The following is a 14,103-nucleotide window of genomic DNA, read 5'->3' as shown; positions in this document are numbered from 1 at the left end:
TTGATCTTTAACCTGTGCGGCGTGGACGTGGGGTCGTTGGCTTCTTCGTTCGTCGCTTTGCGGGGGCCGTTTTGCCGACCGTGTGCACGTCGTGGCGTGGGGTTGGCCGGGTGTTCTTGCGGCCGGGTGGCCGGCCTGGGCCGGGGTGGGAGGATTTCGGTGCTCCGGCGGGACAGGCTGCCTTGGGGCGGAGGTGCCGGTAATCGCGGCGGACTCGTGCGGGGGTGAGTCTGTCGGGCGGGCTCGGTTTCTCCCACGGCCGCCGGAGGTCGGCTGCCAGCGGGCGGGCCAGACGTAGCTGGGTGAAGACGGCGAGGATCAGCCAGGTCCAGCGGTCGGCTGCTTCGGGGGTGCGGATCTTGGGGCAGGTCCAGCCCAGGGTCTGCTTGAAGAGGCGGAAGGTGTGCTCGATGTCGAAGCGCCGCAGGAATGCCTGCCAGAGCAGGTCGACCTGGGTGGCGGTGGCGTCGGTGCCCGACCACCACAGCCACACCGGCTTCGGTGTCGCGCCGCTGGGCAGGTGCTCGACCTGCAGGCGGATCACGGTCCCCTCGATGACCGGCAGGGAGCCCAGCTGGGCGGTCCAGGCCGAGCGGTGGGTCAGTCTCGGGTGGAGCCGGTCCCAGGCCCGTGCGGTGGCGGTGCCGTAGAGACGGGTTGCGGTCACCGTCTGCGCGTCGGGTGTGTTCCAGGTGGTCGGGTCGCCGAAGACGAACTCGCCGCCGTGGCGGGGCGGGCGGCCCCGGGCGCCGGGCTCGCGGGGCGGGACTGCACGGCGCAGGACGCGGTCCGAACGCATCCGGCCCAGCACCTGCACCGGCAGATCCTTCAGCAGGAAGGCCAGCCGTGGCACGTCGTATCCGGCGTCCACCACGATCAGAACGTCCGGATCGCCGTCCTTCCACTGCCCGGCCGCCATCAGCCGCTCGACGAGCTCACGCATCTGCCCGGCCGTGACCGTGGCAGCATCATCCCCGGGGCCAGACGCAGCGCGTCCAGCGGCGCCGTCCACGAACTGCGGCCCGTCTCCAGTGCGCAGATCACCGAGTACGGCCAGCCGGGCACGGGAATGTGCTGGTCCTTGCCCCGCCCGTAGGTGTGACACAGGATCCGCTGCGGTGAGGTGTGCGCGCTGGGCCGCAGCCAGCAGGTGATATCGGCGGCCAGGACCAGCCGGCCGTCCGCCGATCGCGGCAGAGGCACCGCGGTCAGGGCCCGCCGAAGCCGGGCCACATCGACCTCGCCCGCGGCCAGAGCGTCGTAGAGCCCACCATGCCCGCGACGATGCTCGCCCACCAGCGACAGCTCCACCAGCGACCGGACCGGACCATCGGCGCACAACACGGCGTCCGCGAGCTCGAACAACGCATCCGCCCGCCTGGTCAGACAGGAATAGAACTCACCCCGGAAGCGTGACAGTTCCGCAAACGGATCCTGCCGTAAGACGCGATGCGACAGACTCATTCCCACGGCCTTCGTGCTGAGTGTTGTGTGTTCCTTGGTCGGATCACATGCTCAGACGAAGGCCGCCTGCACGTACGGCAGTTACCGGTCCGAGTGATCAAGTACGAGGACTCGTTCGGGCCCCGAGGTTAAAGATCAAGCTAAGGGCTGTCGCTTTGCACCGGCGGAACGCCACGCTCGCTTACCGGAGGGCGTGACGCCCGCGTCTCGGGACGGTGAAGGGGAGAGCATCTCGACGCACGGCCTCGGGGGGTGCCCTCCTCGGGCAACGCGCGCATGGCACGAAGCGGTGAAAGGAAGTTCGGGAGGAAGCTCAGTGTCATGCCGCCCGCGCCGAGCCACAGTGTGGCCGTCGCCCCGAGCGTGGAGCCCGAGAATCCACCCAGAAGCCCGCCCAGGGGAAGGCTGCCCCCGGACACGAACCGGACGGTCGCGCTCATCCGGCCCAGGAGACGGTCCGGTGTGAGGGCCTGCTGGAAACTGGACTGGGCCACGACGCGGACGACCCCGCCCAGCGAGAGAGCCGCGAGTCCGACCGCCGCCGCGTACACGCTCCAGCCGGGCCGCGCCAACGGCATCAGGGCCGTCAATGGGCAGGTGACCAAGGGGGCGAGCCATACGACCGGACCCTGCCCGAGCAGCTTCGAGAGCCTGGCCGCCACCAGGGCCCCCAGCAACGCGCCACAACCCATTCCCGACAGAACGAGCCCGATACCGAAGGACCCGAGGTCCAACTCCCTTCTCAGGAAGACCAACAACATCGTCTGGTACGTGACCAGGGAGAGGTTGAACATCGCATCGCCCATCATGGTCGCGCGCAGGACGGGATGCCCGAGGACGAACTTCAGCCCTTCACCGATGTCCCGACGCAACCGAGGGTGCTCGCTCGGCACCGGCTTCTCTTCGGGTTTCCGGATGCGGAACGCGAGAAGACCCGATGCGGCCATTCCCACCGAACTCACCAGGAGCGTCGCGGGCGCGCCCGCCCAACCGACCAGCGGGCCCGCTGCCGCGGGTCCACCGATACTGGTCACCGAGCGTATCGCCGAGAGCTTCGAGTTCCCTTCGACAAGGTTCCCGCGTCCCACCAGATGCGGCAGACAACTTACGTGGGCGACGTCGAAGAACACCGTCAGCACCCCATGGGCCAACGCGACCGAGCAGAGCCACGGAATCGTCAGAAGACCGGCCCACCACGCCACCGGTATCGTCAGGAGGATCAGCGACCTCGCGACATCGGTGCAGATCATCACCGACCGCTTCCGCATGCGGTCCACCCATGCCCCTGCCGGCAGCCCGACCAGGAGCGAGCCCGCGGTGGTCGTCGCGGTCAGCAACCCCACCTGGAATTCGTCCGCTTCCAATGCCACGATCGCGACCAGGGGCAGCGCGAGAAAAATGATGCGGTCGCCCAGCTGACCGAGTGCCGTGGCGGCGAACAGACGCCCGAAGTCCGGATCGCGCAGGAGCCCGAGTCGGGAAGACACTGACATACACATCACCCACTGTCGAATGCTGCCGAATTCGGAATATCGCTCCATCAGGTGCGCCGTCGGACGCCTCCAGGGGGGGTGCTTTCGCCGGACGCGACGGCTACGGCCGGTCGACCCCGAACTCATAGGCCACCTCCCGGCGCACGTCGGGAACGATGATGTCGGCGGTCTCCACCGGACGTCCGTCGGTGTCGTGGATGATCCGTTCGATCCGGAGCACCAGGTCTCCGACGCCGATCCCCAACAGGTTCGCCTGCACCCGGGTGGCACGGGCCGGGCGTGGCAACTCGACCACGGTCTCGACGACCACACCGATGGAACGCATCCGCTCGACCACTCCCTTTCCGGCGAAGGGCCCCGACTCGGGCAGCATGACCGGCGTTCCGTCCGTGATGGCCATCGGCTCCCACGATTCGGAGAGCTGGACGGGCTGCCCGTCGGCGAGGAACTCGTAGTGCGTGTGGACGCAGAGGTCCTCGGGACCGATGGCCAGCCGCGCGGCGATCGCCCCGGGGGCGGGGACGCGCACCTGACTGTGCGAATCCCAGGCCCCGGCCCTGCCCCGCTCCTTCATGCCGGCGAGGGAAGGGGGTCCGCCCCGGCGCCCGAGGTGTCGCGAACGCACCATCCGCAGGCGCTCGCGCGGCGTGCGGACGAAGGTGCCCGAGCCCGCGCGCCCTTCGAGGAGCCCCGCGATGATCAGGCCGTCCACGGCCCGTTGCACGACATTGCGCCCGACCCCGTACTCCTCGGCGAGCCGCGCCCGGGACGGCAGCCGCTTCCCGACTTCCCACTCTCCCGCGAGAACCCGTGCGCGCAGCGCGTCGGCCACGGTGAGGTACGGGGTCTCTCGGGGCATGGGCGACTCTCCGGTTTCTCGACGGTGCGGCAGCCGGTGGTCCGGGGCGGCGTTGGCAAGCTACTGCACCGGGCGAAAGCTACTGGAGCAGCAATACGCTCGGTGCGCGGACGGCCGAGGGTGCTCGTGCGATGCGAATCCGACGGACGGCGAACGGGTATCCGCCGGATGCTTCCGCCCCCGCCGGGCCTCTGCCCGGCCGCTCCCCGCCACTTGTAAAAATTCTGTCGACGTCGATCCGTTTTCGCAGCTCACCGGAGCGCAGATCGGTCTAGACCACTAACGAAGCGGAAACCCACTTACCCCACGCGTGTTTCTGTGGCTCACTATGGCATGTCCGCATCAAGTAGACGCGCGTAGATCGCTCTGTGGAAGCGCGCAGCCAAGTCCTCTTGGCCGGACGCACAACCCCGCTTCACCGGCCCACCGGCACAACGCAACGCATGCACGTCCACGGTACGCAGGGGCCGCCTGCTCGCCCCTGCCGACCCCGCACACCGGCCTTTCTGTTTGTCGCGCCGCCCTCCCACCGGGCGCGCCGAGATCCACCGCACCGAAGCACCGCTCGGCACCACTGAATCTCACCCCTCGACCAAGCAGGAGGAAACCTTGTTCTCCCGGATCCTTTCCGCCAAGTCCGCGCAGAAGAGACTCACGGCGGCCGGTGTCGTCGGCGTGAGCGCCGCGCTGACTCTCAGTCTGATGTCGGGCACCGCCTCCGCGATGCCGCTGCCTTCCGACAGTGCCGTGCCGCAGGGCAAGGGCTACATGGGCGTGGGCTACGTCCAGGACAGCAAGGACTTCAAGCCGGACACCCGGCAGCTGAACCTCGAAAAGACGCCGGACGCAGGACTTCTGGCGAGCCCCGCGGGTGTGGACGTCTCCAGCTGGCAGGGCGGCATCAACTGGGGCTCGGTTCGCGGCGCGGGCATCGAGTTCGCCTGGATGAAGGCGACCGAGGGCACCTCGTACAAGGACCCCAAGTTCAGCGCCAATTACCTGGGCGCCTACAACGCGGGCGTGATCCGGGGCGCGTACCACTTCGCGCGGCCGGACGTGTCCGGTGGCGCGGCACAGGCGGACTTCTTCGCCAGCAACGGTGGCGCCTGGTCCCGCGACAACCTGACGCTTCCGGGCGTGCTGGACATCGAGGGCAGTTGCTACGGCAAGTCGGCCGCGGCGATGCAGTCGTGGATCCTCGACTTCTACAACAGGTACAAGGCCCGCACCGGCCGTGATGTCGTGATCTACACCAGCGCGAGCTGGTGGAACTCCTGCACCGGCGGCTGGAGCGGCATGTCCACCAGGAGCCCGCTGTGGGTGGCCCACTGGACCACCGGCAGCCCGACCATCCCGAGCGGCTTCCCGTACTGGACCGTCTGGCAGTACACCTCCACCGGCTCGGTGAGCGGCATCTCCGGGAACGTCGACCGCGACTACTTCGGCGGTGACCGCTCCCGCCTGCTGGCCCTGGCCAACAACACCCCCTGACGGCGCGACCGGGCGCACAGTGACCAGCTCTGGGGGTTCGTGACCCCGGTGTGATCGGTTCCACGGGTCGGAGAGCCCCCGGATCCGGGCGTCACCGCCCCTCCGGAGGGCTCCCCGTCCCGGCACGGGCCGGGCACGACGACAGCTCGCGAAGGAGAAAGTCATGAGCTCGACACCACAGCCCCTCAGCAGGCGCGGCGCTCTGCTCGCCGGAACGGCGGCCCTGGTCGGAGGGCTGGGGCCGGCGGGCCGTACGGACGCGGCCGCACGGATTCCCAAAAGGTCGCACGTCCCCCTGAACGCCCTGACCCCGGCCCAGCGCGCCGGACAGTGCGTCATCCACTCCTACCCGGGACTCGAGCCCCCGGCCCGGCTGATGGACGCGATCAGGGAGGGCCGTACGGCCGGGGTGATCTTCTTCGCGGAGAACATCAAGAACCTGAGCCAGATCGAGGGCGTCGTCCAGGAGATGAACGAGGCGCATGCCTCCGCCCCCGTCAACGCCCCGCTGCTCCTGATGACCGACCAGGAGGGCGGCATGGTGCGCCGCCTGCCCGGCGAGCCCGTGCTGTCCGCGAAGGACGTCGGCGCCTCCGCGGACCCGGAGGGACAGTCGGAGCTCACCGGCAGCGGTGCGGGCTCGAACCTCGCGGGCGTCGGTATGAACGTCAACCTGGCGCCGGTGCTCGACGTGTACCGCACGGCCGGTGACTTCACCGACCAGTATGAGCGTTCGTACAGCAAGGACCCGGCGGCGGTCGCCACCTGCGGCTCGGCCTTCATCACCGCGCAGCAGGATGCCGCGGTGGCCGCCACCGCCAAGCACTTCCCCGGCCTCGGCCCCGCCTCCGCGGACCAGAACACCGACCTGGGCCCCGTCACCCTCACCACATCCGCGTCGACCCTGCGTGGCGTCGACGAGGTGCCGTACCGGGCGGCGATCTCCGCCGGGACGAAGCTGGTCATGCTCTCCTGGGCCGTCTACCCGGCGCTGGACGCGGACAGGCCCGCCGGCCTGTCCCCGATCGTGGTCGGCGAACTGCGGAACCGGCTCGGCTTCCAGGGCGTGACGGTCACCGATGCCCTGGAGGCCGGAGCCCTCCGGGACTACGGAAGTACGGCGGAGCGCGCCGTACTGGCCACCGGGGCGGGCATGGACCTGATCCTCTGCTCGGCCCGCGACGCCGACCAGGGGGGCGAGGCCGTGGTCGCGCTGAGCGAGGCCCTGGCGGACGGCACTCTCGACGGTGCGAGCTTCGACGCGGGCGCCAGGCGTGTCAACGCCCTTCGCGGCAGCCTGTCCTGACCCGGCACAGCACACATACAGGTCGAGGGGAACGGCATACGCGCCGCACGCGACGGCCGCGCTTCAGCACGGTGAGCCTGCTGGTGCACGCCGTCGCCGGGCGCGCCCCGTTCAGCGGCGGCACGACGCCGGTCGCATCGTTGCGCCAGGGCGAGATCCACGGACCCGGCTTGACCCTCACGTTGCGTGAGGCCGGAAAGTGGGGCGCATGAGCGATTACTACAACGCGTTTGAGACGAGTCCCGTGCCTGCTCCCGGCCCGGATGCGGTTCCGCCGGAGCCGTTCCGCGGCATCTATGGAATGCCCGCTTTCGTGACGATCCCCACGAATGATCTGGCGGCATCGCTGGACTTCTGGATTCGTGGGCTCGGGTTCTTCGAGCTGTTCAGTATCCCCGGCACGCTCGTGCATCTGCGCCGGTGGGCGTTCCAGGACGTACTCCTCGTCTCGGCGGCGAGCGTACCGGAGCAGCCACCTGCAATGAGCGTCAGTTTCTCGTGTGTGCTCAGCCAGCTCGACTCCCTCGTCGAGGCCTGTCGTGCGGCGCGCCCGGACTCGGTCGACGGTCCACGGGACACTCCCTGGAACACCCGCGATGTGGAGGTGATCACCCCCGAGAACGCACGGGTCGTTCTCACTGCGGCGAAGCCCTTTGATCCGGCCAGTCAGGAGGCGCGGAACCTCGAAGCCATCGGGATCACCCCACCGGGCGCCGGTCGCGGCGACAATGGGGAACATGCCTGATGCCACTGACGCCGATGGCCTGACCGTCGGTCAGGTCTCGACGCGCCTGGGCTTGACGGTCCGCGCGCTGCACCACTGGGACGAGATCGGTCTCGCACGACCGTCGCTGCGCACGGCTGCCGGATACCGGCTCTACACCGCCGGTGATCTGGAACGCCTGCACCGCGTTGTCGTCTACCGCGAGCTCGGCCTCGGCCTGGACAGGATTCGAGCCATCCTGGACGACTCGACCGCAGATGTGCCCGGCGCATTGCGTGCGCAGCGCGCCCACGTCGCTGAGCGGATCGACCGCCTCCAGCAACTCGGCGCCGGACTGGACCGGATGATCGATGCCCACGACCGAGGCCTGCTGCTGACCGTGGAGCAGCAGGTCGAGGTCTTCGGCCCCCAGTGGAACCCGGACTGGCCCGCCCAAGCCCGTCAGCGCTACGGCGACACGGCGCAATGGCTGCAGTACGCCGAACGCTCAGCCTCTCGCGGCCCGGAGGAATGGCAGGCCATCGCCGACGCCGTCGCCGGCCTCGACCGCGCCCTCGGGGACGCGATGGAGGCCGGTGTCACACCCGGTAGCCCAGAAGCCGATCAACTTGTCGAGCGGCACCGCGAAGTCTTCGCTTCGTACTTTCCCCTCACCCGGCAGATGCAGGTCTGTCTCGGCCGCATGTATGAGACCGATCCGGGATTCGCTGCCCACTACGACGGCATCCGCGCCGGCCTTGCCACATGGTTCCGCCGCATCGTCGACGCCAGCGCACGCGCCCACGGCATCGACCCCGACACCGTGACCTGGCAGTAGAGCGCGGGTCCCGAAGCCGACTTCCGCCGCGCCGCCGAACTGCGGGCACGCCGATGTGACCGCACCTGCGGGTCGTCCTCGGGCCACTGCGTACCCTCCCGACCGGCGTTGCCTGCCGCCGTACAGCAATCGCACCGCGCCCCGACCTCCTCAACTACCGGAGGGTTCCGCCTCGTTCGGAGGACCGGCCGGGGCGCGTGGGGTCCGTCGCGTTCGTGGCTGCGGGGACAGCGTCGTCCGATTTCCAGTCGCGCGATGCCGAAGCTGGAGCAGCCATGGTCTCCTGGCAATGCCCGACCGCTTCGGACTCGAGCTGGTGAACCGCACGGCGCATCGGCTCCGGCATCGGGTTGTGCTCACGGCCGCACGCAAGTGCCGCGACCAGGAGGATTTGCGGGGTCGGGACGGCGCATCCGTACGGCACTGGGCGGTAGCAGGAACCAGGTCCGGCTGTGGCCTGCGGAGTTCAGTGGCGAATTGCGGTGCCTCATGAGTGGCTGCGGGACGGTCCCGGCTCGTGCTGCGGCGTCTGGGCGTAGTGGGGGAGCAAGAGCGGGGTGGCCAGGATGAGCAGTCCCGCGACCGTGAGAGCGGCGCGTGGGCTGGTGACGTCGGCGAGCAGGCCGGCGAGCGCGGTGAGGACGGCGATGGACGCCTGCTGGCCGATCGACCAGGCCGACAGGGTTCGGGCGACGAGATGCTTGGGGGTGTGTTCGAGCCGGTAGGTGGCGAGCACCGGGGTGTACAGACTCATGTTGATGATGATCGCCAGCTCGACGGCTATCACGGTGATGAGGCCGACGATGCCGGGACGGACGAAGGCCAGGCCGATCAGCCAGATGGCGCGCAGGGTGCCGACGGTCCGGAAGACCGCGTGCTGGCCGTAGCGGGCCACGACACGGCGCGCCAGCCGGGAGCCGATGAGTCCGCCGACACAGGGAGCGGCGAAGGCGAGGCCGTACTGCCAGGGTGGGAATCCGAGCTGGCGAAGAAGGAGCACGGCCAGCAACGGCTCGGTGGCCATGATCAGACCGGCGACGAGCATTTGGTTGAGGTAGAGCGCCCGCAACACGGGATGGCCCATGATGTGTCGCCAGCCGTCAAGCAGTGCGCTCGCCCGGGCCGGGCTTCTGCCGGTTGTCTGCGGCGCTTCTTCCCGGCCGCGGATCGCGGCGATGCTCAGTGCGGACAGCAGGTAGCTGAGCGCGTCGACCACCACCGTGGTGACCGGTCCGAACAGGCCGATCGCCGCCCCGCCGAGCGGCGGTCCGACCGCGATGGAGCTCCAGTTCGTGGATTCGAATCGCGCGTTGGCCACAAGCAGGTCATCCGGCCGGACGAGGGCCTTGAGAAAGGCGCCACTCGCCGCGTTGAAGACGATCTTGGCTGCGGCGACCACGGCTGAGATCACGAGCAGTTGTATGAAACTGAGCCAACCGAAGGCATAGGCGACCGGGATCGTCGCCATCGCCGCGAACCGGGTCAGGTCCATCGCGATCATGACCGGTCGCTTGCGCCGAAACTCCACCCACGGCGCGAGTGGCAGCGCGATGAGCGCGCCCACCGCGGGCCCCGCCGCGGACAACGCGGAGACCTCAGCGGGACTGGCGTGCAACGCCAGCACGGAGATCAGCGGCAATGCGCCGAACCCCAGCCCGGAGCCATAGGCGCTCGCCGCATATGCCGTCCACAGCCAGCCGAACTGCCGGCCCAACGGCCTCCTGCCCACCATGCGCAGCGCTCCCACCCGAACAAACCGAAGTCGACCTGTGAGAGCTAAGCGAGCTGCACAACGGCAGGTCAAACAACTGTACTGCGGATCATTCACAACCATCCGTTGTTCACTATGGTGGAGCGCGTGGATCCCGAAGCAGTACGTACTTTCGTCGCCGTTGCGGAAGCGGGCCAGTTCCAGAAGGCCGCTGCCGACCTGTCGATCACCCAGCAGGCTGTCTCCAAACGCATCGCCACGCTGGAGCGCAGCCTCGGCGTGCGGTTGTTCACCCGCGCCCCCCGCGGCGCCGAGCTCACCATCGATGGGCAGGCGTTCCTGCCCCACGCGCGCGAGCTGCTGCGCGTCGCCGAGCGCGCGGTCGCGTCCGTGCGCCCCGTCCGCCGTCCGCTGCGCGTCGACGTGATCGCTTCGCGCAGCGCGCAGTCGGGCCTGATGCGCGGCTTCCATCGCGTGTACCCCGAGATCGATCTCGACGTGGTGATGCTGTTCGACATCGAGACGGCCGTCACCGCCATCCGCTCTGGTGCGATCGACGCGTCCTTCCGCGCCGTCGCCCCGCCTGGCCAGCCCCTTCCCGAGGACATCGAGTCCGTACGGGTGCTCGACGAACCGCTCCAGCTCCTCACCGGCCCCGCCCACGCGCTGGCGGGTGCCCGATCGGTAACCGTCGCTCGGCTCGCCGGGCACCGGATCTGGATGCCCGGCATCGTCCCCGGTACCGAGTGGGGCGCCTACTACGAGGACCTCGTCGCCGAGTTCGGCCTCACCATCGAGGCGACCGGCCCCAACTTCGGCTCCGACGCGCTCCTCGACACCATCGCCGACACCCCGGCCCTTGCCACCTTCATGGGCGAGCACACCCGCCTCATCTGGCCCGCCGGCCACGGCCTGCGCCGCATCCCGGTGACCGACCCGATGCCCGTCTACCCGCACTCGCTCCTCTGGCACCGTGACAACCCCCACCCGGCGCTGACCACGCTGCGTGCTCATCTGGCAGCCACCGCGGCCGGCCACGACGCCGCCGGGACCTGGGTACCGGGCTGGGCGATTTCGCACTGAACGGCCCCCGCCCGCGCGGCCGGCCCCGCCGGGCTCAGGGGGGTCGACCGAGGTCATCGCAGGGGGTGAGCGGACTGGTCGCATTATGTCGACCGGTATAGTCAGTCCCATGAGCGATGACACGCCCAAGGGCTCTGGAGCCGAGGCCGATTCGCCTCGCGAGCGGATGCTGAACAGTGCGACCGAGCTGTTCCAGCGCAACGGCGTGGCCGCCACGGCGCTGTCGGACATCGTGGAGCGTAGCGGTGCGCCGCGCGGGTCGCTGTATCACTACTTCCCGGAGGGAAAGTCGCAGATCGCGGCCGAGGCGACCGCGCGGGCGGGCCGACAGCTCGGGGCGGTGGTCAGCCTGCTGACCGCCACCCACGCCCCGGTGGAGACGATCCGGCTGATGGTGGGCCACTTCCGACAGCAGCTGATCGACAGCGACTACACGGCCGGATGCCCGGCGGCGCCCGGCGCCCTCGAGGGTGGCGCCGGCGGCTCCGAGGCGCGGCGCGCGGCGGGCGAGGCCTTCACGACGTGGGAGGCCACGGTTTCCGCCGCGTTCTGGCAGCGCGGGCTCGCGGCGGGTGAGGCGGATGCGCTGGCCACGCTGGTGATCTCGGCAATCGAGGGAGCGCTGGTCCTGGGCAAGGCCCAGCAGAGCGCGCGTGCTCTGGACAGGGTCGAGCGGGCCCTGATCGCCCACGTGGAGAGCCTGCTGCCCGGGGCGGGACCGGATACGGCGATCGCCATAGAAGGTTGACACGGATCTGCTGGAGAGCTCTAGGCTGCCTTCTATACCGACCGTCATAGGAGAAGGCTCATGCTTGTGGAACTCAGTACGCCGCTGACGCTGCCCAGCGGCGCCGTCCTGTCGAACCGGATCGCGAAATCCGCGCTCAGTGAGGCGCTCGGCGACCGCGTGCAGGCGCCGACACAGGACCTGGTCCGGCTCTACGGTCGCTGGGCCGGCTCCGGGGCAGGCCTGCTGATCACCGGCAATGTGATGGTGGACCGCCGGGCCCTGGGCGAGCCCGGCAACATCGCGGTCGAGGACGAAGGGCACACGGATCTCCTGCGCGAGTGGGCTGCGGCCGCCACTGCAGATGGCGCGCAGGCGTGGGTTCAGCTCAACCACCCCGGCCGCCAGGCCCCGCGGGGACTCAACCGGGAGGCGGTCGCGCCCTCGAAGATCGCCGTCACCGGTGCGCCCGGGGTGTTCGGCAAGCCGCGTGCGCTGGCCTCGGGCGAGATCGAAGAGATCATCCACCGTTTCACCACCGCGGCTCGCATCGTGGTGGACGCAGGGTTCACCGGCGTGCAGATCCACGCCGCTCACGGGTACTTGATCAGCCAGTTCCTGTCCCCACTGACCAACAAGCGCACCGATGAGTGGGGAGGCACCCCGGCCAACCGGCGCCGGCTCCTGCTGGAAATCGTCGCCTCAGTACGTGCCGAGCTCGGCCCGCGGACCCCGATCGGGGTGAAGCTCAATTCGGCCGACTTCCAACGCGGCGGGATGACGGAGGACGAGTCGACCGAGGTGGTCCTCGCCCTGGCCGGACAAGGCGTCGACCTGTTGGAGATCTCCGGCGGGAACTACGAGTCCACCGCATTCATGGGTGCCGTCGACGACGGCGTCAAGGCATCGACGCGGGCGCGCGAGGCGTACTTCCTCGACTACGCCGAGCGCGTGCGCAGGTCCCTCACCGACAGCGGTGCCGAGCTGCCGCTCATGGTCACCGGAGGGTTCCGCACCCGTTCGGGCATGAGCGAGGCCATCGGCGGAGGAGCGGTCGACGTCATCGGACTCGGCCGACCACTGATCATGGAACCGGAACTTCCCCGCCGCCTGCTCGCCGGCGAGGCGGGAGCGAAGCCGGTGAAGCCCCGCCGCCTGCGTATCAAGCACCTGGAAGGCATGGGCGAGCTCATGTGGTTCGGCGTCCAGCTGCGCCGCATCGGCAGAGGTAAGGAGCCCGACCCCCAACGCCACCCACTGCGCAACATTCCGCACTACCTGCGCACCACCGGCCTCATCGGCAGACCGGCGCGCCGCGGCCTCGTCGGCTGAGCGCTCAGTGTCATCGCTCGGATCCAGCGAGTCGAGCAGGTGATCCATGCCGCACCCGAAGGTCCCCTGGGAGGTGGTTGGGGAGCCCGTTCTCGCCCCAGCAGCGCGACTCCGACCGGCCCTGGTTTGCTGGTGGACGGTGAAGATCGGGCACTGCGCGGTGCCCCCGGAGGGCGGACCGGATCGGGACCACCTCGGCGGCACAAACACCTCCCCTGGCACCGGCCGGCCGCCGGCGCCGCCCCGCCATAACTGCGCGGTGCCTTCGTGGTCGAGAGCTGGGTAGGTGGTGCAGTAGCCGGAGAGTGCAGGTCCGTGGCGCACTGTGCTGTCGGGACCGAGGCCGACGGGACGGCTCGCGGTGACGAGCTGACCGGTAGCGGTGTGCCGTCGGGCAACACCGCGAAAGAGCCGAGGTGTTCACGCGAAAGAGCCGAGGTGTTCAACTGGGTCAGACAGTAGGAGACCAGACCTTGAACGAATACAGGCCCGCCACCGCGAGGGTTTGCTCCGCGTCATGCGCCTTGAAGGTGCCCACGCGCTGGAAGCCGAGACAGGTGGCGAGCTTGAGGGCACGCTCGTTGGCCGTCTGAGTCACCACCAGGACCGGCTGGTCGGGCAGCTCGCAGGCGGCGGCGCTCAACATGGCCGTGGCGGCCTCGAATGCCAGCCCCGCACCCCAACTCCCACGCCGGAGCAGATAGCTCAGCTCCAGCTCCCCACCTTCCTCGGTGACGTGTCCGGGAAGGTCGGCGGGGCGGCGGTCCAGTACGAGTGTCCCGATGAACCGGCCGGTTTCCTTGTCGGCGATGACGTAGGTACCGGGCTTGCTCGCGATGGCACTGATGCCGTTCTCATCGAAGTACTGCTCGACGACTCTACGGGGCCGAGGGCCGCCGAGGCACGCACGGACCTGCGGATCGGTTTGGAGCTCGATGAGGCCGTCGATGTCGGTGTCGTGCGCCTTTCGCAGCCGGAGACGATCCGTGGTGATCTCGACGGCAGACAGCGTGGATGCGTTCATGAGATCCATTGTTCCGGCTCATCGCGTCGAGCCACGACATCGCCTCGACAAGGTCCGTCCATCGGCGCAGCG

At 69.3% G+C, this 14,103-nt stretch carries 11 protein-coding genes and 1 pseudogene; 7 read left to right on the top strand and 5 right to left on the bottom strand.

Annotation, left to right across the window (positions count from 1 at the left end):
- Positions 1-7: 7 nt before the first annotated feature.
- From OHA19_RS02900 to OHA19_RS02890, 3 genes and pseudogenes are all read right to left on the bottom strand, one after another.
- Positions 8-1,464: pseudogene (locus OHA19_RS02900) on the bottom strand (NF041680 family putative transposase).
- A 140-nt stretch (positions 1,465-1,604) separates the two neighbouring features.
- A complete protein-coding gene (locus OHA19_RS02895; protein ID WP_405753205.1) occupies positions 1,605-2,957 on the bottom strand; it encodes an MFS transporter in 1,353 nt (450 codons plus the stop codon).
- A gap of 100 nt (positions 2,958-3,057) precedes the next feature.
- A complete protein-coding gene (locus OHA19_RS02890) occupies positions 3,058-3,816 on the bottom strand; it encodes a GntR family transcriptional regulator (protein WP_405720277.1) in 759 nt (252 codons plus the stop codon).
- Between the two features lie 609 nt (positions 3,817-4,425).
- Here OHA19_RS02890 and OHA19_RS02885 point away from each other — a divergent pair.
- The 4 genes from OHA19_RS02885 (at position 4,426) to OHA19_RS02870 (ending at position 8,154) form a co-directional block, all read left to right on the top strand.
- Positions 4,426-5,307, top strand: coding sequence for a GH25 family lysozyme (locus OHA19_RS02885; protein WP_405749302.1), 882 nt, complete (start codon positions 4,426-4,428; stop codon positions 5,305-5,307).
- A 163-nt stretch (positions 5,308-5,470) separates the two neighbouring features.
- A complete protein-coding gene (locus OHA19_RS02880) occupies positions 5,471-6,613 on the top strand; it encodes a glycoside hydrolase family 3 N-terminal domain-containing protein (RefSeq protein WP_405749300.1) in 1,143 nt (380 codons plus the stop codon).
- Between the two features lie 208 nt (positions 6,614-6,821).
- Positions 6,822-7,358, top strand: a complete 537-nt coding sequence (locus OHA19_RS02875) for a VOC family protein (protein ID WP_405720283.1) — start codon at positions 6,822-6,824, stop codon at positions 7,356-7,358.
- Entirely contained in the window at positions 7,351-8,154 is an 804-nt protein-coding gene (locus tag OHA19_RS02870) for a MerR family transcriptional regulator (protein WP_405749298.1), read from the top strand. Before OHA19_RS02875 ends, OHA19_RS02870 begins: the two co-directional genes overlap by 8 nt.
- A 487-nt stretch (positions 8,155-8,641) precedes the next feature.
- On the opposite strand, the gene OHA19_RS02865 is transcribed toward OHA19_RS02870, so the two are convergent.
- The gene (locus OHA19_RS02865) at positions 8,642-9,886 is read right to left on the bottom strand and encodes an MFS transporter (protein ID WP_405749296.1); all 1,245 of its coding nucleotides are present in this window, start codon (positions 9,884-9,886) and stop codon (positions 8,642-8,644) included.
- A gap of 126 nt (positions 9,887-10,012) precedes the next feature.
- Here OHA19_RS02865 and OHA19_RS02860 point away from each other — a divergent pair, with 126 nt between their 5' ends.
- From OHA19_RS02860 to OHA19_RS02850, 3 genes are all read left to right on the top strand, one after another.
- Positions 10,013-10,948 (top strand): LysR family transcriptional regulator, encoded by a 936-nt coding sequence (locus tag OHA19_RS02860; RefSeq protein WP_405720289.1) that lies wholly within the window; start codon positions 10,013-10,015, stop codon positions 10,946-10,948.
- A gap of 109 nt (positions 10,949-11,057) precedes the next feature.
- The gene (locus OHA19_RS02855; RefSeq protein ID WP_405720291.1) at positions 11,058-11,696 is read left to right on the top strand and encodes a TetR/AcrR family transcriptional regulator; all 639 of its coding nucleotides are present in this window, start codon (positions 11,058-11,060) and stop codon (positions 11,694-11,696) included.
- 60 nt (positions 11,697-11,756) lie between these two features.
- Entirely contained in the window at positions 11,757-13,007 is a 1,251-nt protein-coding gene (locus OHA19_RS02850) for an NADH:flavin oxidoreductase/NADH oxidase family protein (RefSeq protein WP_405749292.1), read from the top strand.
- 451 nt (positions 13,008-13,458) lie between these two features.
- Here OHA19_RS02850 and OHA19_RS02845 read toward each other — a convergent pair whose 3' ends face one another.
- The gene (locus tag OHA19_RS02845; protein WP_405749290.1) at positions 13,459-14,031 is read right to left on the bottom strand and encodes a GNAT family N-acetyltransferase; all 573 of its coding nucleotides are present in this window, start codon (positions 14,029-14,031) and stop codon (positions 13,459-13,461) included.
- Positions 14,032-14,103: the final 72 nt, after the last annotated feature.

This window comes from Streptomyces sp. NBC_00012, assembly GCF_045040875.1.
Taxonomy (GTDB): domain Bacteria; phylum Actinomycetota; class Actinomycetes; order Streptomycetales; family Streptomycetaceae; genus Streptomyces.
The sequence above is the reverse complement of the archived record's forward strand: the minus strand, read 5'-3'. Positions and strand labels throughout refer to the sequence as shown.